Origin of the sequence: Methylobacterium sp. NFXW15, from assembly GCF_049887755.1 — a bacterium.
Taxonomy (GTDB): domain Bacteria; phylum Pseudomonadota; class Alphaproteobacteria; order Rhizobiales; family Beijerinckiaceae; genus Methylobacterium.
Map to the genome: position 1 here is coordinate 216,927 of NZ_JAGEKG010000008.1, position 23,088 is coordinate 240,014.

The following is a 23,088-nucleotide window of genomic DNA, read 5'->3' on the forward strand; positions in this document are numbered from 1 at the left end:
CATGGCGACGCTCCCCGATGGAACGCATGTCCTGCCCGATGCCGACGCGGTGGCTCGTGAGGCCGCCGAGCGCCTGATCGCCGCCTGCGGCGAGGCCGGAGGGGAGCGCATCGCGATCTGCCTTTCGGGCGGTTCGACGCCCAAGCGCCTCTATGCGCTACTGGCGGGGCCCGAATACGCGGCACGGGTGCCGTGGACCAAGGTCCACTGGTTCTTCGGCGACGACCGCGCCGTGCCGTGGGACGACGAGCGCAGCAATGTGCGCATGGTGCGCGAGGCCTTTGGACACGGCAGCCCGATTCCGCCGACCCATCTGCACTTCATCCCCTCGGACGAGGGTGTCCAGGCCGGCGCGCGGGCCTATGAGCAGACGCTCTTCGACTTCTACGGCGCCGACACGCTGGACCCGGCCAGACCGTTGTTCGACCTTGTGCTACTCGGCCTTGGCGAGGACGGGCACACCGCTTCGCTCTTCCCGGGCAAGCCGGAGGCGGGGGAGAGCAGCGCCCTGGCCGTGGCGGTGCCCGAAGCGGGCCTCGCTCCCTTCGTGCCGCGCATCAGCCTGACCCGGCCTGCCCTGCTCTCGTCCCGACACGTGCTGTTTCTCGTCACAGGGGAGGGCAAGCGCACACCGCTCGCCCGCCTCGCCGCCGGGGAGGACCTCCCCGCCGGGCATGTGCGGGGCGCCCAGGTGGCGTGGCTGCTCGACGAAGCGGCGGCGGGTTAGCCGCCACTACCCTCGCTTAAGGATGCTGCGGTAGCGTCGCCCATCGAGGCCGGCGAACGTCGTCGTCGGCCGCTTCTTCGAAGGCGCCGCGCCTGGGTACGCTCGTCCTTTTCACCGACCGGCCCGGTCAGCACCTCGACCTCGTGCGGGCGCTGGGGGAGATCGCTCCCTGCCATGTGCGCGACGCGGCCGCCGTGGCGCCCGCTGGCGACTGCATCGGCTTCGTCGCCGATCTCGACCTGTTGCAGCCGTTGCAGTTGCGCGGCCTGCGCGCGCTCATCGCCGAGGCGCCGCACCTGCCGCGCGTGTTTCTGATGCGCAACCTCGGCGAGCGCAGCCTCTCCGTAGCCCGCAGCCTGGGCGCCTGCCTGAGCCTTCCCGTCGATACGCCCGCCGATCTGGTGGCGGACGCGATGCGCGCGCATCTGGAAAGCCCCCTCCCCGACCTCGTCCGGAGCACCCGGCAGCAGGGACGCAGCGCGGTGATCGCGCAGGCTGCCGACGAGGCCGGGGCTGTCCTGGCGGGCATGCTCGATTCGGCCCGGCTCACGGGGAAGGTTGATCCGATGCTCGTCGAGCACGGGCTCGACCCGATCCTCGGAGCAGTCGGCGAGGCCGGGCTCGGGGCGTGGCTCGACACGGTGCGTGTCTATGATGACGCCACCTACCAGCATTGCCTGCTCGTGGCGGGGTTGGCCGCGACCTTCGCGATCGAACTCGGCTTCGGCCGCCGCGACCGAGAGCATCTGGTGCGTGCGGCCCTCGTCCACGATGTCGGGAAGGCGCGCATCCCCATCGCCATCCTGAACAAGGCCGGGGCGCTCGATGCCGAGGAGCGGGCGATCATGCGCACCCATGCCGAACTCGGCCACGCCATCCTCGTGGAGGCCGGCGGCTACGACGATTCGATCCTCGCCGTGGTCCGGCACCATCACGAATTGCTCGACGGCAGCGGCTATCCCGATGGTCTGGCGGGCGACGCGATTCCCGACATCGTTCGCCTGATCACCGTCTGCGATATCTACGCGGCGCTGGTGGAGCACCGCCCCTATCGCGCACCGATGCCGACCGAGGAGGCCCTCGCCGTCATGCGCGGCATGGAGGGCAAGCTCGACATGGCCCTCGTCCATTCCTTCGGACGGGCCGTGTCGCAGGGGTAGCGACGTCTCACACGAAGTGCTTGGACAGCTTCAGCCCTTGCGCCTGATAGTTCGAGCCCGCGCCCGCCCCGTAGAGGGTTGCGGGCTTCTCGGCCATGCGCTCGTAGACGAGGCGGCCGACGATCTGGCCGTCTTCCAACAGGAAGGGAACGTCGCGGGAGCGCACTTCCAGGACCGCCCGCGCCCCCGATCCCCCCGCCTCGGCATGGCCGAAGCCGGGATCGAAGAAGCCTGCGTAATGAACGCGGAACTCGCCCACCAGCGGATCGAACGGCACCATCTCGGCAGCATGGTCCGGGGGCACCTGAACCGCCTCCTTGGAGGCGAGGATGTAGAACTGGCCGGGATCGAGGATCAGGCTCGCGCTGCCATCCGAGGGCAGGCGCTCCCAGAAGGCGTCGATGCCGTGCTTGCCCGGCGCATCGACATCCACGAGGCCGGTATGGCGCTTGGCGCGGTAGCCGATCAGCCCGTCGAAGCCCGCGAGGTCGACCGAGACAGCCACCCCGCCCTGAAGCGAGGGCGAGGCGACGTTCACCAGCGGCGAGCGCGCGTGCAAGGCGGCGAGGTCCGCCTCGCCGAGACGAGGCTGGCCCCGGCGAAAACGGATCTGCGAAAGGCGTGAACCCGTCCGCACCAGGACGGGGAAGGTCCGGGGCGAAATCTCGGCATAGAGCGGCCCGGAATAGCCCGGCGCGACCTGATCGAACGCCTCGGCCCGGTCCGTGATCACACGAGTGAACACATCGATCCGGCCGGTCGAGCTCTTGGGGTTGGCCGAAGCGGCGAGATCGGCGGGGAGCGCGAGGCTTTCCTGCAGTTCCGCGATGTAGACGCAGCCCGTTTCCAGCACCGCGCCCGGCCGCAGGTCGATGGCGTGGAAAGACAGGTGCTGGACGCAGGTCTCGACGCTGCGCGATGCGCCGGGCAGGAAGCTCGTGCGCACCCGGTAGGCCCGCTGCCCGAGGCGAAGGTCGAGACTTGCGGGCTGGATCTGGTCCGGCGCGAACGGAGTAGCGGGCAGGATGCCGCCCGCGCGGGTGAGCGCGTCGATCGCCTGGGCCGGGAGGATGCCCTCCCCCATCGAATTCGCGCCCGCCTGCATCGCCCGCTCCCGTCGCGCGGCGGCCGACCGCGCCCCTCATTGTCCGCCCACATCCCTAAGGCTCATTTAATGCGTGCGGTGCCGAAGCGGGGTGGAACCTAGCCTTGCGCTGCGACGTAATCCGCCGCAATTGACGCCGATTCACGCGCCAACTACCACCAAGGTCGTGATGCGGCGAAGGCTGTCATCGCCGAGTCGCCTGTCTCGAGGGACCCTGTAAGGCAATGTACACGGCCGAGACCCGGGGAATTAGCGTGACGGTGCAGCCGCGTTTCGTGGAGGAGGAATCCTCCCCGAACGAGAGCCGCTACTTCTTTGCCTACACGGTCGAGATCGTAAACAACGGCGAAGAGCAGGTGCAGCTCCGCTCGCGCCATTGGCGCATCATCGACGGGCGCGGCGCCTGCCAGGAGGTGCGTGGCGTCGGTGTGGTCGGCAAGCAGCCCGTTCTGGAGCCCGGCGAGTCCTTCTGCTACACGAGCGGGTGCCCGCTCACGACTCCCGACGGGCTGATGGCCGGCAGCTACACCATGGCGACCGTGGCCGGCGAGAGCTTCGAGGCCGAGATTCCCGCCTTCTCGCTCGATAGCCCGCACGTCCGCCGCAGCCTCCACTGAGACCAGCCGCCGCGCCGACCGTCGGGGAGCGCGTGAGACGGGCGGCCCCGGAGGGATCATGGCTTCGAACGGCGAGCGGCTGACACCGCTCGAGATGCTGGCACGGCTCGTCGCCTTCGACACCGAGAGCGACAAATCCAATCTCGCGCTGATCGATGCGGTCTGCGCCTATCTGGACGGATGGGGCGTGCCCGTTCGCCGGTTTCCCGATGCAAGCGGCACGAAGGCCGCGATCCTGGCAACCCTCGGCCCCGAGCGCGAGGGCGGCATCGTCCTCTCGGGCCACACCGACGTGGTGCCGGTAGCGGGCCAGCCGTGGACATCCGACCCCTTCACCTTGCGCGTCGCGGGCGGCCGGGCCTACGGGCGCGGCGCGGTCGACATGAAGGGCTTCTGCGCGACCGCGCTGGCCCTCGTGCCGGACATGCTCGCCGCCGATCTCGCGCGGCCGATTCACCTGCTCCTCTCCTACGACGAGGAGACCACCTGTCTCGGGCCGATGGATGCCATCGCCCGGTTCGGCGAGGACGTGCCCCGCCCCGGCGCCTGCATCGTCGGCGAGCCGACGGGCCTCGACGTGGCGGACGCGCACAAGAGCATCGTCACCTGCCTCACCACCGTCCATGGCCGCGAAGCGCATTCCTCCCGGCCGGAACTCGGCGCCAACGCGGTCTCCGCCGCCTGCGATCTCGTGGCGGCGCTCAACCGCATCGCCGACCGGATGATCGAGCGGGGTGACCCCTCCGGCCGGTTCGACCCGCCCGCGACGACGATCCATGTCGGGACGATCCAGGGCGGGACCGCCCGCAACATCCTGGCGCGGGAATGCCGGTTCCACTGGGAGTATCGCGGCCTTCCGGATCTCGATCCGCGCGAGATACCGGCCCTGTTCGCGAAGGCCGTGGACGAGGTCACCGCACGTCGCCTCAACCGCTACGGCGAATACGGCCGCATCGACACGCTGGAAGAGGTGGACATTCCCGGCCTCGCGCCGGATCCGGGTTCGGAGGCCGAACGCCTCGCCCTGCGGATCGCCGGTCGCAACCGAACGGTGGCCATGCCCTACGCCACGGAAGCGGGCCGCTTCCAGGCGGCCGGGATCCCGACCGTCGTCTGCGGTCCCGGCGATATCGCCCAAGCTCACCAGCCCGACGAATTCATTACCCTCGACGCCCTGGCGGCGGGCGAAGCCTTCCTGCGAAGGCTGATCGCGGAGTGCGCGGCATGACCATCCGGGCCAACGAGCACGTGAAGCTGAGGCCGCTGGAGCGCGAGGATCTGCGCTTCGTGCACCAGCTCAACAACAACGACAGCATCATGCGCTACTGGTTCGAGGAGGCCTATGAATCCTTCGCCGAACTGCAGCAACTCTACGAGCGCAACATCCACAACCAGACCGAGCGCCGCTTCATCGTCGCCGCGCCCGATGGCGAGCCGGCGGGGTTGATCGAGCTGGTCGAGATCAATCATCTCCATCGCCGGTGCGAGTTCCAGATCGCGATTCACCCGTCCTTCCAGGGACATGGCTATGCGTGGCGCGCGACGCGGATCGTGATGGATTACGCCTTCAGCGTCTTGAACATCCACAAGCTCTACCTGCACGTCGATCGCGAGAACCAACGGGCGGTGCGTATCTACGAGCGCTGCGGCTTCCGCCCCGAGGGCGTGCTGAAGGACGAATTCTTCGTGAATGGGCGCTACCGCGACGCCATCAGGATGTGCCTGTTCCAGCCGGACTACCTGTCCTCGCGCGGTGGCGGCGATCCGAACGAGCCCGTGCTGAAGACATAGAAAGGGGCCGGGCGTTCGCCCGACCCCTTCTCATTCGCGACTGGCTTGGCTTAGCGGGCCTGACCGCCCGCCGCGCCGCCGGCCTTCATGCCAGCGCCTTCGGCGCCGCCACGACCGCCGCGCTGCATCTCGCCGCCGTTACCGCGATTGCCGCGCTCCATGCCACCCTGCTGACCGCCGTTGTCGCGGTCGGAGACGTTGCGCGTGTTGTTCTGGCGATCACCCTCGCCGCGCATCCCGGCATTGCGGGCACCGTCGTTCTTCATGTCATTCTTGGCGTCGCGCTTCATGTCGCCCCGGTTCTCGCCGCGGTTTTCGCCACGAGCCTGGACGTCGCCGCGGCGGTTCTGCTCGCTGCGGAAGCTGCTGCGCTCGCGATCCGTCCGGATTCCCGCGCGGGTTTCGGTGCCGAAGCTCGCTCCGACCACGCCCCCGGAAAGGCGACGGTACTCGGCCGAGCCGTAACGCACGCGCTGGCCGCGGATCACCACCCAACGCTCGCTCGGACCGGTCTCGCGAATGCTGACGAGACGGCGGTACTCGGGCGACCCATACAGGACGCGCTGACCACGGATGGTCACGTAGCGTGTGCGGGTGCCACCCTCACGGACGCTGACGAGACGGCGATATTCCGGCGAGCCGTACACGACCCGCTGGCCACGGATCACCACGTACCGCTCGCGCGGGCCGCGATGCTCGACGATCAGGCGACGGTATTCCGGCGAACCATAGACGACCCGCTGGCCACCGATGAACACGAAGCGGCCCTCACGGCGGAAGCCGCCCTCGAAGCGCGCACTGCGGCTGTCGATCTGGGTGCGGCTGCCACGGAACTCGCTGCGCCCTTCGGCCCGGTCGCCGTCACGGCGGTCGCGGCCCATGCGCTCGCCACGGTCGTTACCGTTGCGAGCCGTCCGGTCGTTGTCGCGCTCGCCGTTGCGGCCGTTGGCAGCGGAGCGATCCCGATCGGCACCCTGGGCATTGCGGTCGGCGGAGCGATCCGCCTTCGCGCCCTCACGGCCTGCGCGGTCCTGGCCCATCTGGCCGCCCGACTGACGATCGGCCTGACGGTCTGCGCCGCCCATCTCCTTCTGCGACGAGGCTCCGGACATCGCGCCCGTGTTGCCGCCCGCCTTGGCACCACCCTCGGCCTTCATGCCGGCCTCGGGGCGGCCACCCTGTCCGCCGGCGGCGCCACCGCGCTCGCCGCCCATGCCCTGCTGGGCATAGACCGACGTACTCAGCAGAAGCGCGGCAAGGCTCACGGACAGTCGCGTGGTGAATTGAGTCATGGGGTTCCCTCACGTCGAAAATTATGCTTCGCAACGCCGAGGGCATAAAAACGGTTCAAGTTTTCGTACGCAGAAAATCATGCAACACTTGCGATGACTTGAGCGTTACGCGAGGTAAGCTTGGCCATATCGGCCGGTTCTGCGTAGTCTGGCTGCGCCTTGTCTTCGTGGAAGAGCCAAAGACGCGGCGACCAAGGGAGAGGGCAGGGCTTCTCCCCGATGAGGCTCAGCCCTCGTTGCTCGCGATCTCGGCCTCGACCTCCGCCGGATCGAGGTCGTAGCGGCGCGAGCAGAACTCACAGGTGATGACGATGCGCCCGTCATCGGCCACCATCTCCCGCCGTTCCTCCGGGCTGAAGGACCGAATCATGCCCATCACCCGCTCGCGGGAACAGCGGCAAGTCTCATGCACGGGCTGGCGATCGAAGACGCGAACGCCGCGCTCGTGGAACAGACGGTAGAGCAGCCGCTCGCTGGTTACGTTGGGATCGACGAGTTCGTGGTCCTCGATGGTCGCGGCCAGTGAGCGGGCCTCCACCCAGGCGTCGTCCTCCGGCGCACCCTCGCCGAGATGGACGTGGCCCTCCGGGATGTCGCCCGGGGGGAGGTCGGCGAGGCGCGCCCGGTCGGTGGACTGGGGCAGGAACTGGACGATCAGGCCGCCCGCTCGCCACGCCCCGCTTGCCTCACCGACGGATTCGGCGACGGCGAGGCGCACGACGGTGGGAATCTGTTCGGATTGCCGGAAATACTGGTGGGCCGCCTCCTCAAGGCTCTGGCCCTCCATCGGCACAACGCCCTGGTAGCGGCTCGCCGCCGTACCCTGGTCGATGGTCATGGCGAGGTGGCCGTTGCCGATCAGGTCCGCATCGCGCACCGGGCCGGTTCCGAGGGCCGAGACGCGCGCGGCGTCGAACCGCGCCGTGGCGCGAAGCCGGTCGGGCGCCTCGAAGTCGACCACGATCATCTCGACCGGGCCATCGGTCTTGGTCTGGAGCTGGAACCGTCCCTCGAATTTCAGCGACGCTCCGAGCAGCACGGTGAGCGCCGCAGCCTCGCCGAGGAGCCGGGCCACCGCATCGGGATAGCCGTGGCGGCGCAGGATCGTGTCGATGGAAGGCCCCAGCCGCACCACCCGTCCGCGCACATCGAGGGCTTCGACGGCGAAGGGCAGCACTGCATCATCGACGCCGGGGGTCTCGGTTCCTGCGGTCATGGTCTCTCCGTGAATACCCCCGTCATATGGTGACTCGGCATGGGGTTCCCAAAGGGCTGCGCCCTTCCAGCGGGATCCAGGGGCAGCGCCCCTGGGGTCGCAGTCTTCAAGCGCCGTTCGCCTGGAGACACCAGGCCAGAATACCCTTCTGCGCATGCAGCCGGTTCTCGGCCTCGTCGAACACCACCGATTGCGGCCCGTCCATCACCTCGGCGGTGACTTCCTCACCCCGGTGGGCGGGCAGGCAATGCATGAAGATCGCATCGGGCTTGGCCGCCGCCATGAGCTTGGAATCGACCCGGTAGGGCGAGAGCAGGTTGTGCCGGTGGCTCTCGTCGTCGTCGCCCATCGACACCCAGCAATCGGTGACGACCGCATCCGCACCGTCCACCGCCGCGCGCGCATCGGAGGTGACGTTGAGGCGCGCGCCCTCGCGCTTCGCCCAGGCGATCAGCGAGGCGGGCGGTGCCAGTTCCGGCGGGCAGGCGACATTCATGGTGAAGTCGAGCCGGGCGGCGGCGTGGACCCAGCTCGCCAGCACGTTGTTGGCGTCCCCGGACCACGCGACGGTGCGGCCCTTGATCGGCCCGCGATGCTCCTCGAAGGTCAGCACGTCGGCCATGATCTGGCAGGGATGCGAGTGCTTGGTGAGGGCGTTGATCACCGGCACGGTGGCATGCTCGGCCAGTTCCAGCATCTGCCCGTGGTCGAGGATGCGGATCATGATCGCGTCCACGAAGCGGGACAGCACCTGCGCCGTGTCGCCGATGGTCTCGCCGCGACCGAGCTGCATTTCGGAGCCGGTGAGCATCAGCGTCTCGCCGCCGAGCTCGCGCATCGCCACGTCGAAGGAGACGCGGGTGCGGGTCGAGGGGCGGTCGAACACCATGGCCAGCGTCTTGCCCACGAGCGGCCGGTCGGCCGAGCGTTCGCCCTTCCGGCGCGCGGCCTTCATGGCAGCGCTGGAATCGAGCATGCGGCGGATCTCGGGCCCGGAGAAATCCGAGAGGTCGAGGAAGTGGCGGGTCTGGACGGAAACGCCGCCGGGACTGGCCGGGGCCTTGGCCCGGCCGTTGGTCTTCGAGGTCATGGGGTAGGGACTTTCCGGCGGCGCCTTATTCGGCCGCCCCGCGCAGCGCTTCGAAACCGGTCGCGGCGGCATCAAGCCGCCGGACCGCCTCGTCGACATCCGACTCGGTGACGATCAGCGGCGGAATCAGCCGCACGACGTTGTCGCCGGCCGGGATCACGAGGAGGTGGGCCTCCCGTGCCGCCGCGGCGAATTCGGTGTTGGGCACGCCGAGCTTGAGGCCGATCATCAGCCCCTCCCCGCGCACGTCCTCAATGACCTGCGGATGCTTGTCCCGCAGGGCCGCGAGCTTCTGCTTCAGCACGAGCCCGGTATGGGCGACGCGATCGAGGAAGCCGTCCGACAGCACCACGTCGAGCACGGCATTGCCCACCGCCATGGCGAGCGGGTTGCCGCCGAAGGTCGAGCCGTGGCTGCCCGCGACCATGCCGCGGGCAGCCTCCTTGGTGGTGAGGCAGGCGCCGAGCGGGAAGCCGCCGCCGATGCCCTTGGCCGCGCTGAGGATGTCCGGCGCGATGCCCGACCATTCATAGGCGAACAGCTTGCCGGTGCGGCCCATGCCGGTCTGCACCTCGTCCATGATCAGGAGGAGGCCGTGCCGGTCGCAGATCTCACGCAGACGGCGCAGATCGGCGGGGGGGATGACGCGCACGCCGCCCTCGCCCTGCACGGGCTCGATCATCAGGGCCGCCGTCTCGGGGCCGATCGCGGCCTCGAGTGCCGCGAAATCGCCGGTCGGCACCTGATCGAAGCCCTCGACCTTCGGGCCGAAGCCGTCGATGTACTTCTGCTGCCCGCCCGCCGCGAGGGTCGCGAGGGTGCGCCCGTGGAACGCGCCCTCGAAGGTCACGATCCGGTAGCGCTCCGGGTGGCCGCCTGCCGCATGGTACTTCCGCGCGATCTTGATCGCGGCCTCGTTGGCCTCGGCCCCCGAGTTGCAGAAGAAGGCCACCTCAGCAAAGGTCGCCTCCACGAGGCGACGGCCTAGCCGCTCGCCCTCGGGGATCTGGAACAGGTTCGAGACGTGCCAGACCTTGGTCGCCTGCTCGGTGAGGGCGGAGACGAGGTGCGGATGGGCGTGGCCGAGGGCGTTCACGGCGACGCCCGCCCCGAAATCGAGGTAGCGCTGCCCGTCCTGCGTGACGAGCCATGCGCCCTCGCCTCGCTCGAACGCGAGCGGAGCCCGGGCATAGTTCGGCAGAAGGGCGGATGTCACGTTCCGGTCTCCGTCGCGCGAGGGGTCGGCGGCACCAAATGAAAAGGCCGCCTCGGTCACCGGGCGGCACGCGCGCGATTACTATGAATCGAGCCGGTGCTGTCAATCGCACAAGGGTCCTGTAGGCCCCGTGCCGGGTGCGACCCAGCCCTGTTCTAGGCCGGACCGCACCGTGCCGCGCAGGCCCCGCCCCTTGCGCGGGCCACCCTCCCCGTGTTCCAGAGCCCGCGGATTCGGTTGGGAGAACATCCGCATGAGCACGGTCAAGGAACGTCTGGCTTCCCTCGGTCTGAGCCTGCCCAAGGCGGCGGCGCCGGTGGCGAATTACGTCCCCTTCGTGCGAACGGGTAGCCTCGTGGTGATCTCCGGTCAGGTCTGCTTCGGCGCCGACGGCAAGATCGCGCCCGAGCATACCGGCAAGGTCGGCGGCAACGTCTCGGCCGAAGCCGGCAAGGAGGCCGCCCGGCTCTGCGCCCTCAACCTGCTCTCGCAGCTCGAGGCGGCGGTGGGCGACCTCGACCGGGCGGTGGTCCAGTGCGTGCGCCTCGGCGGCTTCATCAACAGCGCGCCGGGCTTTTCGGCGGTGGCCGGCGTCATGAACGGCGCTTCGGACCTGATGGTCGAGGTGCTGGGCGATCGCGGACGGCATGCCCGTTCCACCGTCGGCGTGGCGGAACTGCCCCTCGATGCCGCCGTCGAGGTCGAGGCGATCTTCGAGGTCAAGGGATGACCGGCTTCGGCTGGCTCACCGCCCGGCCGATCGCCCATCGCGGGCTGCACGACCGCGCGGCGGGCCGACCGGAGAACACCCTCGCCGCCGCCCGCGCGGCCGTGGCGGGGGGCTTCGCGATCGAGTGCGACGTGCAGATCAGCGCCGATGGCGAGGCGATGGTGTTCCACGACTCCGCCCTCGGACGCCTCACCGGGGCGACCGAGCGGGTCAGCGACACCCCGGCGGCGGATCTCGGACGGCTCGCCGTGGCGGGCTCGTCCGAACGCATCCCGACCCTGCCGGAGTTCCTCGCGGCGGTGGCGGGCGCCGTGCCGGTGATCGTGGAGATCAAGTCGGCCTATGACGGCGACCTGCGCCTTGCCCGCCGCACGGCCGAGATCGCCGCCGCCTATGACGGACTGGTGGCACTGAAATCCTTCGATCCGGAGGTTGTCGCCACGCTCCGCGAGGGGCTGCCCGCCCGCATCCCGCGCGGGATCGTGGCGGAATCGAATCAGGGTGATCCGGTCTACGTGACGATGCCGGATAGCCAGCGCCGCAGCCTGCGCGACCTCCTGCATTATGAGGAGACGCGGCCCGACTTCCTCTCCTGGCGGGTGGACGACCTCCCCTGCGCGCCGACCTATCTCGGCCGCCTGCTCGCCGGGCTCCCGGTCATGGCCTGGACGGTGCGCAACCCCGACCAGCGCGCGCACGCGCAAGCGCATGCGGACCAGATGGTGTTCGAGGGGTTCATGCCCTGAGGGGCGTCGGCGAAGCGATCCACGGCGGCGGGACGCCTCGAAACGTGGCGCTGCTGGATTGCTTCGCTCCGCTCGCAATGACGGCGAGACGATAGCATCGGCCTGTCAGAGGCGTGTTGCGTGTCCTTCGCGGGGCGCGGGACATCGAAGCGATCCTTTTCCCGAACGACTCATCCCTCCTGCAACGATCCGCCGCTTGCCCCGTCCCCGGCGGCCGTTAGACTGGCGGACATGAAGCAAGCCTCCGCGCCGCCGCCGGACGCCGCCCCCCTCACGGTGAGAGCCCTTCCGGGGCTCAAGGAGATCGGTGCGCAAGCCTGGGATGCCTGCGCCCTGTCCCCCGAGACCCTGGCGGCGGGGGACGAGACCCACAATCCCTTCGTCACCCACGCCTTCCTCTCGGCGCTGGAGGAATCGGGCTGCGTCTCGCGCCGCACCGGCTGGTTGCCGGTGCATGTGGTGGTGGAGCGCGAGGGCACGCTCCTGGCCGCCGCGCCGTGCTATCTCAAATCCCACAGTCAGGGCGAATACGTGTTCGACCACGGCTGGGCCGACGCGTTCGAGCGGGCGGGGGGCAGCTACTATCCGAAGCTTCAGGTGAGCGTGCCCTTCACGCCCGTGACCGGGCCGCGCTTCCTCATCGCCCCCGGCGCTGATCCGGACGAGGCGACCGCCGGCCTTGTTGCGGGCCTGCGCGCCCTGCGCGGCGAGGTCGAGGCGTCCTCGATCCACGTCACCTTCATGCGCGAGGCCGAATGGGAGCGCGCCGGGGCGGCGGGCTTCCTCAAGCGCACCGATCAGCAATTCCACTGGGAGAATGACGGCTACGCGAGCTTCGAGGATTTTCTCGCCGCCCTTTCCTCTCGCAAGCGCAAGACGATCAAGCGGGAGCGACGCGACGCCCTGCTCCCCGGAATCACCATCGAGCATCTGACCGGCGCCGACCTCACCGAGGCGGTCTGGGATGCCTTCTACGGGTTCTACATGGATACGGGGGCCCGCAAGTGGGGCCGCCCCTACCTGAACCGGAAGTTCTTCTCCCTGCTCACCGAGCGGATGGCGGACCGCGTGCTGCTCATCATGGCCAAGCGCGAGGGCCGCTACATCGCGGGCGCCATCAACATGATCGGCGATACCGCCCTCTACGGCCGCAACTGGGGCTGCGTCGAGGACCACCCGTTCCTGCATTTCGAGGTCTGCTACTACCAAGCCATCGACTTCGCGATTTCACGCGGCCTCAAGCGGGTCGAGGCCGGGGCGCAGGGGGAGCACAAGCTCGCCCGCGGCTACCGCCCGGTGCTGATGCATTCCGCCCACGACATCGCCGATCCGTCCCTGCGGAAGGCGGTGGCCGACTACTTGCAGCGCGAGCGCGCCCATGTGGCCGAGGCGGTCGATGTCCTCGACACCCTCACCCCCTTCCGGCGCGGCACCCCCGACGAGCAGGCATGATGAACCCGATCGAGCGTATCCAAGGTTTTGCCGACGAACTCACCGCCCTGCGGCGGGACTTCCACGCCCATCCCGAGATCGGCTTCGAAGAGGTGCGCACCTCCGGCATCGTTGCGGACCTCCTCGAAAAATTCGGCTGCGAGGTCCATCGCGGCATCGGCGGCACGGGGGTCGTCGGGCTGCTGAAGGGCCGCAGCGACAACGGCCGCCGGATCGGCCTGCGCGCCGACATGGATGCCCTGCCCATCGAGGAGGAGACCAACCTCCCCTACCGCTCGACAGTGCCCGGAAAGATGCACGCCTGCGGGCATGACGGGCACACGACCATGCTGATCGGCGCCGCACGCTATCTCGCCGAGACCCGCGATTTCGACGGGACGGCGGTGTTCGTCTTCCAGCCCGCCGAGGAGGGACTGGGCGGCGCCCGCGCCATGCTGAAGGACGGGCTGTTCGATCGCTTTCCCTGCGACGAGATCTACGGCTTGCACAACCAGCCGGGTGGTCGCCTCGGGCAGATCAAGCTCTGCCCCGGCCCGATCATGGCCGCGGCGGACTTCTTCGATATCCGCATCCGGGGTCGGGGCATTCACGCGGCGCAGCCGCACCGGGGCAACGATCCGATCATCGTCGCCACCGGCCTCGCCCAGGCGTTGCAATCCATCGTTTCGCGCAACGCGGATCCGCTGAAGTCGATCGTGCTGTCGATCACCAAGATCATGGCGGGCTCGGCCTACAACGTCATCCCCGAGACGGCGCAGATGGCGGGCACGGTCCGCACCTTCGATGCAGAGGTGCGCAAGCTCGCGGGCACGCGCATCCGCGAGTTGGCGGCGGGCTTCGCGGCCGCCTACGGGGCCGAGATCGAGGTGGATCTGCGGGACGTGTTCTCGGTGCTGGAGAACGCGCCGGAGCAGGCCGCCGCCGCCGCCGCGGTCGCCGCCGAACTGCTCGGGTCCGAGAATGTCGATGCCAACGCCACCCCGCGCATGGGCAGCGAGGACTTCGCCGACATGACCATGCGCGTGCCCGGCGCCTATGTCTGGCTCGGAGCGGGGCCGGGCGCGGGGCTGCACAACGCCGCCTATAATTTCGAGGATTCGATCATCCCGATCGGCAGCGCCTTTCTGGCGCGAATGGTGGAGCGCCGCACCGCCGCGTGAGCGGGACGGACTCGACAGGACACGGGGCGGGTGGGACACTTCCCGCCAGAGAAGAACAAGGGGAGACGCCATGTCGGCCGACATGCGGGAATCGCGGGCGAGCCTCATCCTGCTCGGCATCTCCGTGGCCGCCGTGCTGATCTTCGGCGCACTCACCCTCCTGACGCAGATCGGCTGAGCCTCGGTTCACTGCACCAGAACGGCCTGTCCGCAGAGGGTGCCGTCGATGCCGTAGTCGGCATAGCCGAGGCGTAGGCCGAGCACCTTCATCACCGAGCCGAGGACGAGGTCGAGGGCCGGAGCCGTCGCGAGCAGGGTCGCCGACAGGGCGGGCTGCAACAGGGGGGTGAGCCCGAGCCCATTGAGCGACAGGACGAGGTTCCCGAGCAGACTGCTCGTCAGCGACTGTGCGATGGCGCCGGAGGCGATGCTGCGAACCCGGAAGGCGGCGATGTCGGCCTCGTTGAAGGTCAGGGACTGCGTGTTCGTGCCGAGAACGAGCTGGCTGCGTCCGGTCACCTGAAGAAGCGGCAGGGCCAGGAGTGTCGCAGGTTTCGACAGGTCGGGCCCCAGATCCCCCGTGTTGATCGCACTGCGTGGGATCTCGGCGATGGCCAGCGTGGCGAGCCCGGTCTGGCCGTCGATCACCACCTGCCGGCCGGATGAGCCGCAGGTGAGGCTGCGCAAGGTGCCTTTGGCCGGAGCAGCCGACACGAAGAGCGGCAGGTTCAACTGGCCGAGGCCGAGGGGCGCCGCGAGCGTCGTCTCCAGTAGCAGGCGTGTCTGCGCCGTCCGCACCGTGGCGTTGGCGGTCCCGGGCCGGACCCAGCCGGAACTGCGTTTCCGCTCTCCGATGGCGAGAGTCAGCTTCGTCGAGAGCAGGCCGGGCACCGCGACGCCGAGATCGAGGGCGATCTGGTTCTGGCCGTTGGCGATGGAGGCTGCGGCGCTGAGCACGCTCATCAACGGCTCCGAGGGCCCGGGCAGGCCCGGCCCCGGTGCCACCGAGACCGCATCGGCCAGGGCGTCGAGCTGGGTGAGGGGTACGAGGTTGCCCGGATTGGGCATGGCATTGAGGATGGAGGTGAGCGCCGCGACGGCGGTGCTGTTGCCTTGCGCGCCGACCCGCAAGGCCATGACGATCTGGCCGATGCTGGCGTTGCTCGCGAGGATCCGCGTGTAGCCCGCATTCTGAAGGCCCAGGCTGGCCCCGAGCGCGTCGAGGACACGCAAGCCATCGATCCGGACACCCGCCAGCGCATCGTAATCCACCGCCCGCAGGGACAGCTTGACCCCGAGCAGGGAGCCGAGAACGGCATTGGCGATGCCGCCATCGACGGCCGCAATGCCCGACCCAACGGTGAAGGCGGCGAACTGCGCCGTCGCGGCCGTGGCGGTGACCGTGATCGGGACGGACCCCGGCAATCCGACGAAGCGGACGAAGGTCGCGGGCGCGGTGGTGGTGAGCTTCACGCGCACCGCGTTGCCGGCCCCGCCGCCATCCGTGTAGCGCGCGCCGATAGCGGCGGTGGAATCGTAGGTGCCGAGATTGACCGTCGCCGCCGCGGTGCCGAAGCCGTTATCGGCCAGAGAGCGGCGTGCCAGAGGGGCGGCGTTGGCGATATCGACAGCCGCCAGCATGGCCGCCACATCGGCCGCCCCTTGCGCCTTGCGCTTCATGTGAACCGCGACGCCGAGATCGATGCCCACAGCGGCGGCACCCATGATCATGGTGGAGCTCAGCGCCACGAGGATGGCAACGTTGCCGCCCTTCGCCCGCGCAAAGCCCCATCGCCCCGCGATCCGGCCGAGAAGTCGCGTGTTCCTCACAGGCCGCCCCGTCGGACGGTGACCGTGCTCGACATCACATTCGGCAGGTACGGGAGCAGGCGCGAGAACAGGCCGAGGCCGAGGGTCGTGGCGTCGAGGGTCACCGTCACGACCGTGACGTTCGGGTCGGTCGCATCCGTGCCGACCTGCACGGAGACGCTGCCAGGCCGGAACATTGCTCCGTTGGAGAGGCTGCGCGTGACCGTATCCCGCACAATCGTGGCGCGCTCGGCATCGGTGACCCCGGCGATCGACGCGCGGGCGGCTTCCGCCGTTACCAACCGCAGGTTGTGCGCCGCACCAAGCAGGATGCCGAAAGTGAGAATGCCTGCCACCATGGCAAGCAGCATCGGAGCAATCAGCGCGAACTCGACCGCCGATCCGCCCCGTCGGCAACGGCTCCATCCGCGCAAGGGATTCTGATCGGATTTCAGGCTTCCGAAAGGTCGGGCGGATACTCGCATCGGTCGGCTCCAGCCGCCGCCACCTGGGCGTAATACAACCCAGAGTGGAATCTGAATCCTAATTTATGGTTGTATGCTCGCCTAAAGGTTATGGCGCCGAAATCCGAGCATCGCGTCAGATCGCGACAGCGGGGCGGGTCGTGCCGAAGCCGTCCGGGTCGAAGGCCGCGCTCTTGACGACGGCGTAGACCTCACGGCCCGGCACGAGGGCGAGGTCGCGTACGGCGGCTTCCGTGAGGCGGGCGAGAAGGATGGCCCCCCCGCAGTCGATCTCGATCAGGACACCCTTTCCGTCTGGGACGAGTGCGGCAATCCGTCCCGGCAGGGCGTTGCGAGCCGAGAGCCCCTGCGGGACGTGCGTGGCGACGAGGACGTCGCGGGCGGGGATCCGCACGCGGACCGCCGCACCGATGGAGCGGGCGAGGTCGGGCACGAGCAGATGCCCCGCCCGGCCGACGAGGCGGGTCAGGCCGCTCGCCTCGTCCGTGCCCTCCACCACCATGTCGAGCAGGGCGCCGGGCTCACCGTGGAGCGGGATCAAGTCCGCTCGGCGCAGGATCGCCTCGGCGGGCCCGGACGCCGCGACCCGGCCCCCGTCGAGCACGACGAGGGTGGCGGCGAGCCGCGCCACCTCCGCGACGGAATGGCTGACATAGACGATCGGCACCCCCGCCTCGTCGCGCAGTCGCTCGATATAGGGAAGGATCTCGGCCTTGCGGGCGTCGTCGAGGGCGGCCAGCGGCTCGTCCATGAGCAGGAGCCGGGGCCGCGCCAGAAGCGCACGGCCGATGGCGACCCGTTGGCGCTCGCCTCCCGAGAGTCCGGCGGGCTGGCGGGTGAGAAGCGTTTCGATGCCGAGCATGCCCGTGACGGCCGCGAATTCCGCGCGGTCATGGGGCAGGCGTGCGAAGACCCGGCCATAGGCGAGGTTCTGCGCGACGGTGAGATGCGGGAACAGCCGGGCATCCTGAAACACCACGCCGACCCGGCGGCGATGAGGCGGCAGGAACAGCCGCCGCTGCGTCTCGACGAGGACGTGACCCGCCACCGCGATCCGGCCCCCTTCGGGCCGCGCGAGCCCGGCGATCAGATCGATCAGCGTGGTTTTGCCCGAGCCGGAGCGCCCGAACAGGGCCGTGAGCCCGGGCCCGGCGGAAAAGGCCGCCTCCAAGGTAAAATCCCCCCGGTGGAAGCGGACATCCACGGTGATGGCAGGCTCACCGCTCATCCGGCCCCCAGCCGCCGTCCGGCCCTGGCCGCCAGGGCCTCGGAGGCGAGGAGCGCTGCGATCGACAGGGCGACCGAGACGAGGGTGAGGCGGAGCGCAGCCCCCTCCCCGCCCGGCACCTGGGTGAGAGTGTAGATCGCGGACGGAAGGGTCTGTGTCTCGCCGGGGATGTTCGAGACGAAGGTGATCGTCGCTCCGAACTCGCCCATCGCCTTGGCGAAGGCGAGCACGGCCCCCGCGAGGCAGCCTGGCAGGCTGAGCGGTAGGGTGACCGTGAGGAACACCATGAGCGGCGAGGCCCCGAGGGTCCCGGCCGCATCCTCAAGGCGGGCGTCCACCGCCTCGATGGAGAGACGCATCGCCCGCACCATCAGCGGAAACCCCATCACGGCGCAGGCCAGGGCCGCGCCGGTCCAGCGAAAGGCGAAGACGATTCCGACCTCGGCCAGCGGCGCGCCGAACACGCCGCGACGGCCAAAGGCCAGGAGCAGCAGGTAGCCGGTGACGACGGGTGGCAGGATCAGCGGCAAATGGACGAGCCCGTCGAGCAGCGCCCGGCCGGGAAAGCGGCGGCGGGCGAGCATCCACGCGACACCGAGCCCCAGGGGCAGGGAGACGATCGTGGCACAGGCCGCCACCTTCAGGCTGAGAAGGACGGCCTGCCATTCCTCGGGGCCGAGGCCGAGCATCATGGAGTCTGTTTCACTGCCACCGCCAACAGGATCCCCCTCACCTACCGCATCCTGAGGCGCTGCGAAGCGGCGTAGAGCCGTATCCGAACGATGGCTCACGGACCTCCGTCATTGCGAGCGCAGCGAAGCAATGACGACCTGTGATTGATCGACGGGAATGGCTCAACCCGGTTGGCCACCGCTCTGGAAGGTTCGGAAGAGAGCGGGATCGAAGGGCCGCCCGTCTCGACCTCAAAGTCCGCCGCCGGGAGCGTCGATCACCGTGAAGCCCTGGCTCTGGAAGGAAGCGCGGGCGGGAGCACTCTTCAGAAAGGCGAGGAAAGCCTCGGCATCCGGGTTCGTGGACGTCTTGATGAGGGCCGCCGGGTAGACGATGGGCGGGTGACTGTCGGCGGGGAAGGTGGCGACCACTTTCACCTTCGGATCGGCGGCGGCGTCGGTGGCGTAGACGATGCCCAAGGGCGCCTCGCCTCGCGCGACGAGGAGCAGGGCCGCGCGCACGTTCTCGGCCTGCGCCACTTGCCCCTTCACGGCGTCCCACCCGCCGAGCTTTTCGAGCGCGGCCTTGCCGTACTTCCCCGCCGGAACCGCCTCGGTATTCGCCATGGCGAGCTTGCCCCCGGCCAGCGCCTTGGCGAGGTTCGGGCCGAGACCGGGCGCGAGGCTCACCCCGGACGCGGCCGAACCATCGGCCGGGGCGATCAACACCAGCGTGTTACGCAGGAAATTGAAGCGGCTGCCCGGCCGGATGGCCCCGGCCCTGTCGGCATAATCCATCCACGCCTCGTCGGCGGAGATGAAGAGATCGGCCGGCGCGCCCGCCTCGATCTGCTTCGCGAGAGCATTCGAGCCGGCATAAGAGATCCGTGGCGCCGCCTTGCCCGCATCCTTCGTCCAAAGGGCGGAGGCCTCGTCGAGAGCGTTCTTGAGGCTCGCAGCGGCAAACACCACCACAGGCTCGGCCGCCCGTGCAGGGAGGCTCGATGCCAGCGGCAATGCCGTAAGCGCCGCCGCGAGCCAGATGCGCCGTGTGATCGCCATCGCCGGACCCCTTCCGCGCCGACCGTTATATCCGGCCGGCTATGGCGGTGATCTTACGACCGGCCGTGATTCCGGCAAGAGGTCATGTCGGCTCAGGTCTCATCCCGCGAGGAGCCACTTGCGTGAGGCGGGGCGGTTTCGGCCCGGTGGAGGCGACTAAGGGCGACCAGAAGGCGGCCCGGTAGCGGCGAATCGGGCAGGGGCGCCCCAAAGCGCGCGTCGCGGCGGCGATTCGGGTTCCGCGCGAGAACGATCGGCCCATGCGGGCCGGTCTGGCCAAGGAGGGGACGACTCGAACGCTTCACTTTTCCTCTTCCCTTGAACGATTTCGTGCCGAAGCCCCCGAAAACGTCGGCCTCGGGCGGCAGTTCCCGGCTCATTTAATCAACGGCCGACCACGATGCCGCAATCCTGGGCAGCGCTGCGAAAGAATCGCAGTCCGGTCCGTCACATGGCCCGCACTCGTCCCGCACTTGGCCCGATTTTGCGCAGGCCCCTGTGACAGAGCGAGCAGGCACGCTAACAGGGCGGCCATGCTCGAAGGTCTGCCTCCCCACCGACCGACTCACATTCTGCGCCTCGACACCGATGAGAGGTCGGCGCGGGCCATGACCGACCTGCTCGGCGAGATGTTCGATCCGACCGAGACGGCGGTCGCGGCCTTCGAGGATGCGGACGGCAAGACGTGGCGGCTCGAAGCCTATTTCGCCGACGAGCCGGACGAGGCCTTCATCCGCGAACTGATTCGGCCGGTGATCGGCCCACAGGCCGACGAGGCGGAGTTCCGCACCATCGCCGAGCAGGATTGGGTGCGCGCGTCGCTGGAGGGGCTGAAGCCCGTGCGCGCGGGCCGCTTCCTGATCCACGGCTCCCACGATCGGGAGGTGCGTCGGACGAACGACCTCGCCATCGAGATCGAAGCCGCGCTTGCCTTCGGCACCGGCCATCATGGCACCACCCTCGGCTGCCTGCGCGCCCTGGTGGCCGAGCGCAAGCGCCGCCGCCCGCGCCATGTGCTCGATGTCGGCACCGGCACGGGCATCCTCGCCTTCGCCGCCGCCAAGGACCTGCGCCAGCCGGTCGTGGCGGGCGACCTCGACGTCGAGGCGGTGATCACCGCGCGGGAGAACGCCCGGCTCAACGGGCTGGGACCTTGGCTGAAGCTCTACCATGCCGCCGGAACCCGGCACCGCATAGCCGACCGCAGCCGCCATTTCGATCTCGTCTTCGCCAACATCCTCGCCAAGCCCCTGCGAATGCTCGCCCCGAGCCTGTCCCGGGTGGTGGCCGAGGGCGGTACGCTTGTCCTGTCGGGCCTGATCGAGCGGGACGTGCCGGGCGTGCTCTCGGCCTATCGCCACCAGGGCTTCGCGCTCTCGAAGCGCGGCGTGATCGAGGGATGGGTGCATCTCGTCCTGCGCCGGGGCGGCGCGGCGCCGCGGAGACGTTGACCCGGCGGTGAGACCTCTCATCTCAAGAGACATGACCGACACACCCGCCTCCGAGACGCCCGATCCGATCGCCGAGGGCGCCCGTGCCCGTACCCATGGCCGCCCGAAGGATGCATGCCCCTATCCGGCGGAATCGCGCGAGCGGGTCGAATGGCTCGAAGGCTATGACGGGATGCCCACTACTCCGACGCCGGACGCGTCCTGACATCCGTTGCCCGAGGGTGGCCCCGGGCGATAGATTCACGTCATGACCGAGACCCGCCGCCGCTTTCAGACTTTCGACGATCCCGGCCACCGCAAGGGGCCCGAGCGGATCGCCGCCCTCCGCGCCGCCTTGCGCGAGGCGGGAGTGGACGGCTTCGTCGTCCCCCGCGCCGACGAGCATCAATCGGAATACGTCCCCGACAATGCCGAGCGGCTCGCGTGGCTCACCGGCTTCACGGGCTCAGCCGGAACGGCGGTGATCCTCGCCGACAGCGCCGCGCTCGTCGTCGATGGGCGTTATACCCTCCAGGCGCCCGCGCAGGTCGATACCGGCCTGATCACCGTCGTGCCCCTGGCGGAGAGCAATGCCGAGGCGTGGATCGCCGAGCATCTCGGCCGGGACCGAGTGCTCGGTTACGATCCCTGGCTGCACACGCCGGACGGCGTCGCCCGCCTCGAACGGGCGGCGTCCAAGGCCGGGGGCACCCTGCGAGCCTTGGCCGAGAACCCGGTCGACTCCTGCTGGGCGGGCCGCCCGAAGCCTCCCGCCGGGCGGGTCGTGATCCAGCCCGAGACCCTGGCCGGGGAATCATCGGCGGACAAGCTCGCGCGGGTGCGGGCGGCACTCGTCGCCGATTCCTGCGACGCCCTGGTGATCTCGGACCCCCACAACCTTGCTTGGGCTTTCAACCTGCGCGGCGGCGATATCGGCCACACGCCCCTGGCGCTGGGCTACGCGATCCTACCCCGTGAGGGCCGGGCGCGGCTCTATCTCGTTTCGGGCGAGATCGACCCGGCCTTGCATGCGGCCCTCGAAGCCGTCGCAGAGATTGGCCCCCGCCTCGACTTGGATGAGGGGATCGCCGCCCTTTCAGGGGCTCGCGTGCGCCTCGACGGAGCGACGGGGGCCGTCGCCTTGAAGGAGCGCGTCGAGTCCTCGGGCGGCACGGTCGATGTCGGCAAGGACCCGATCACCGCCATGAAGGCAGTCAAGAACGGGGCCGAGATCGCGGGCACCCGTGCCGCTCACCTGCGCGACGGGGCGAGCGTCGTGCGCTTCCTGGCCTGGCTCGACGGCGCGGTGGCCTCCGGCAACCTCACCGAGATCGCCGCCGTCGAAGCGTTGGAGGATTTCCGCGCGGCGGGCGGCGACCTGCGCGACGTGTCCTTCCCGACCATTTCCGGCTCGGGCGCGAACGGCGCCATCGTCCATTACCGGGTGACGCGGGAGACCGACCGTGCGGTGGGCCCAGGCGAGTTGTTTCTCGTCGATTCCGGCGCGCAATATCCCGACGGCACCACCGACATCACCCGGACGCTCGCCATCGGCGAACCAACCCCCGAGATGCGGGACCGCTATACCCGCGTGCTGCAGGGCCACGTCGCCATCTCCCGCGCGGTGTTTCCGAAAGGAACGACCGGCGCGCAGATCGATGCGCTGGCCCGTCTCCCCCTGTGGCGGGCCGGGCTCGATTTCGACCACGGCACCGGCCACGGCGTTGGCGCCTTCCTCTCCGTGCACGAGGGGCCGCAACGCATCGCCAAGACCGGCACCGTGGCCTTGGAGCCGGGCATGATCCTTTCGAACGAGCCCGGCTACTACGCGACCGGGCGCTACGGCATCCGCATCGAGAACCTCGTCCTCGTCGAGCCGCGTGCGGTGGAGGGCGGGGAGCGGCCGGTCTTCGGCTTCGAGACCTTGACCCTCGCCCCCTACGATCGCCGTCTCATCGAACCGGCCCTGCTCGATACGAGCGAGCGCGCCTGGATCGACTCCTACCACGCGCGGGTGCGGGAGGCGCTGGCGCCGCTCCTCGACGCGCCGACGCGGGACTGGCTGGAGACGGCGACGGCCCCGCTCGGCGCATGATGCGGC

At 69.4% G+C, this 23,088-nt stretch carries 22 protein-coding genes; 12 read left to right on the forward strand and 10 right to left on the reverse strand.

The features are described 5' to 3' along the window. Position 1: 1 nt before the first annotated feature. The gene (pgl, locus tag J4O73_RS18620) at positions 2-727 is read left to right on the forward strand and encodes a 6-phosphogluconolactonase (RefSeq protein WP_426219732.1); all 726 of its coding nucleotides are present in this window, start codon (positions 2-4) and stop codon (positions 725-727) included. 176 nt (positions 728-903) lie between these two features. Further along, a complete protein-coding gene (locus tag J4O73_RS18625) occupies positions 904-1,887 on the forward strand; it encodes an HD-GYP domain-containing protein (protein WP_426219734.1) in 984 nt (327 codons plus the stop codon). A 7-nt stretch (positions 1,888-1,894) separates the two neighbouring features. Here the strand turns inward: J4O73_RS18625 and J4O73_RS18630 are convergent, their stop codons facing one another. Beyond that, entirely contained in the window at positions 1,895-2,992 is a 1,098-nt protein-coding gene (locus J4O73_RS18630) for a 2'-deoxycytidine 5'-triphosphate deaminase (RefSeq protein ID WP_378973479.1), read from the reverse strand. A gap of 224 nt (positions 2,993-3,216) precedes the next feature. Here J4O73_RS18630 and apaG point away from each other — a divergent pair, with 224 nt between their 5' ends. Genes apaG through speG form a run of 3 tightly spaced genes read left to right on the forward strand, consistent with a single transcriptional unit; the run spans position 3,217 to position 5,400 of the window. After that, on the forward strand, positions 3,217-3,609 hold the full coding sequence (gene apaG / locus J4O73_RS18635) for a Co2+/Mg2+ efflux protein ApaG (protein ID WP_378973477.1): 393 nt from the start codon (positions 3,217-3,219) through the stop codon (positions 3,607-3,609). Positions 3,610-3,667: 58 nt separating this feature from the next. Next, positions 3,668-4,837, forward strand: coding sequence for an acetylornithine deacetylase (gene argE / locus J4O73_RS18640; RefSeq protein WP_426219736.1), 1,170 nt, complete (start codon positions 3,668-3,670; stop codon positions 4,835-4,837). Then, positions 4,834-5,400, forward strand: coding sequence for a spermidine N1-acetyltransferase (gene speG / locus J4O73_RS18645; RefSeq protein WP_378973473.1), 567 nt, complete (start codon positions 4,834-4,836; stop codon positions 5,398-5,400). The genes argE and speG overlap by 4 nt, the downstream gene beginning before the upstream one ends. A 50-nt stretch (positions 5,401-5,450) precedes the next feature. On the opposite strand, the gene J4O73_RS18650 is transcribed toward speG, so the two are convergent. The 4 genes from J4O73_RS18650 to J4O73_RS18665 form a co-directional block, all read right to left on the reverse strand. Then, positions 5,451-6,692 (reverse strand): hypothetical protein, encoded by a 1,242-nt coding sequence (locus tag J4O73_RS18650; RefSeq protein WP_426219738.1) that lies wholly within the window; start codon positions 6,690-6,692, stop codon positions 5,451-5,453. Positions 6,693-6,918: 226 nt separating this feature from the next. Continuing rightward, on the reverse strand, positions 6,919-7,908 hold the full coding sequence (locus J4O73_RS18655; RefSeq protein WP_426219740.1) for an Hsp33 family molecular chaperone: 990 nt from the start codon (positions 7,906-7,908) through the stop codon (positions 6,919-6,921). Positions 7,909-8,014: 106 nt separating this feature from the next. Beyond that, complete coding sequence (gene argF / locus J4O73_RS18660; RefSeq protein ID WP_426219742.1) at positions 8,015-8,998, reverse strand: ornithine carbamoyltransferase; 984 nt, start codon at positions 8,996-8,998, stop codon at positions 8,015-8,017. 25 nt (positions 8,999-9,023) lie between these two features. Next, a complete protein-coding gene (locus tag J4O73_RS18665; protein ID WP_426219744.1) occupies positions 9,024-10,214 on the reverse strand; it encodes an aspartate aminotransferase family protein in 1,191 nt (396 codons plus the stop codon). Between the two features lie 253 nt (positions 10,215-10,467). On the opposite strand from J4O73_RS18665, the gene J4O73_RS18670 reads away from it, so the two are divergent. The 4 genes from J4O73_RS18670 (at position 10,468) to J4O73_RS18685 (ending at position 14,302) form a co-directional block, all read left to right on the forward strand. Beyond that, entirely contained in the window at positions 10,468-10,944 is a 477-nt protein-coding gene (locus tag J4O73_RS18670) for a RidA family protein (protein ID WP_426219746.1), read from the forward strand. Continuing rightward, positions 10,941-11,690, forward strand: coding sequence for a glycerophosphodiester phosphodiesterase family protein (locus J4O73_RS18675; RefSeq protein ID WP_426219748.1), 750 nt, complete (start codon positions 10,941-10,943; stop codon positions 11,688-11,690). Before J4O73_RS18670 ends, J4O73_RS18675 begins: the two co-directional genes overlap by 4 nt. A 231-nt stretch (positions 11,691-11,921) precedes the next feature. Next, positions 11,922-13,142: a GNAT family N-acetyltransferase gene (locus J4O73_RS18680; protein ID WP_426219750.1), complete on the forward strand. Its 1,221-nt coding sequence runs from the start codon at positions 11,922-11,924 to the stop codon at positions 13,140-13,142. After that, positions 13,142-14,302 carry a M20 aminoacylase family protein gene (locus J4O73_RS18685; protein ID WP_426219826.1) on the forward strand — a complete coding sequence of 387 codons (1,161 nt, stop codon included), beginning with the start codon at positions 13,142-13,144 and terminating at the stop codon, positions 14,300-14,302. Before J4O73_RS18680 ends, J4O73_RS18685 begins: the two co-directional genes overlap by 1 nt. Positions 14,303-14,488: 186 nt before the next feature. Here J4O73_RS18685 and J4O73_RS18690 read toward each other — a convergent pair whose 3' ends face one another. The 5 genes from J4O73_RS18690 to modA form a co-directional block, all read right to left on the reverse strand. Further along, positions 14,489-16,132, reverse strand: a complete 1,644-nt coding sequence (locus tag J4O73_RS18690; RefSeq protein ID WP_426219752.1) for a TadG family pilus assembly protein — start codon at positions 16,130-16,132, stop codon at positions 14,489-14,491. Next, positions 16,129-16,596, reverse strand: a complete 468-nt coding sequence (locus tag J4O73_RS18695) for a TadE/TadG family type IV pilus assembly protein (RefSeq protein WP_426219754.1) — start codon at positions 16,594-16,596, stop codon at positions 16,129-16,131. The genes J4O73_RS18690 and J4O73_RS18695 overlap by 4 nt, the downstream gene beginning before the upstream one ends. Positions 16,597-16,711: 115 nt before the next feature. Further along, entirely contained in the window at positions 16,712-17,824 is a 1,113-nt protein-coding gene (modC, locus tag J4O73_RS18700) for a molybdenum ABC transporter ATP-binding protein (protein ID WP_426219755.1), read from the reverse strand. After that, the gene (gene modB / locus J4O73_RS18705) at positions 17,821-18,513 is read right to left on the reverse strand and encodes a molybdate ABC transporter permease subunit (protein ID WP_426219828.1); all 693 of its coding nucleotides are present in this window, start codon (positions 18,511-18,513) and stop codon (positions 17,821-17,823) included. Before modB ends, modC begins: the two co-directional genes overlap by 4 nt. 234 nt (positions 18,514-18,747) lie before the next feature. Continuing rightward, the gene (gene modA, locus J4O73_RS18710) at positions 18,748-19,557 is read right to left on the reverse strand and encodes a molybdate ABC transporter substrate-binding protein (protein WP_426219757.1); all 810 of its coding nucleotides are present in this window, start codon (positions 19,555-19,557) and stop codon (positions 18,748-18,750) included. Positions 19,558-20,090: 533 nt separating this feature from the next. Between modA and J4O73_RS18715 the strand changes: the two genes are divergently transcribed. Genes J4O73_RS18715 through J4O73_RS18725 form a run of 3 tightly spaced genes read left to right on the forward strand, consistent with a single transcriptional unit; the run spans position 20,091 to position 23,082 of the window. Then, positions 20,091-21,008, forward strand: a complete 918-nt coding sequence (locus tag J4O73_RS18715; protein ID WP_426219759.1) for a 50S ribosomal protein L11 methyltransferase — start codon at positions 20,091-20,093, stop codon at positions 21,006-21,008. Between the two features lie 31 nt (positions 21,009-21,039). After that, positions 21,040-21,213, forward strand: a complete 174-nt coding sequence (locus tag J4O73_RS18720) for a ribosome modulation factor (protein ID WP_426219761.1) — start codon at positions 21,040-21,042, stop codon at positions 21,211-21,213. A gap of 42 nt (positions 21,214-21,255) precedes the next feature. After that, the gene (locus J4O73_RS18725; RefSeq protein ID WP_426219763.1) at positions 21,256-23,082 is read left to right on the forward strand and encodes a M24 family metallopeptidase; all 1,827 of its coding nucleotides are present in this window, start codon (positions 21,256-21,258) and stop codon (positions 23,080-23,082) included. The last annotated feature ends 6 nt before the right edge of the window (positions 23,083-23,088 follow it).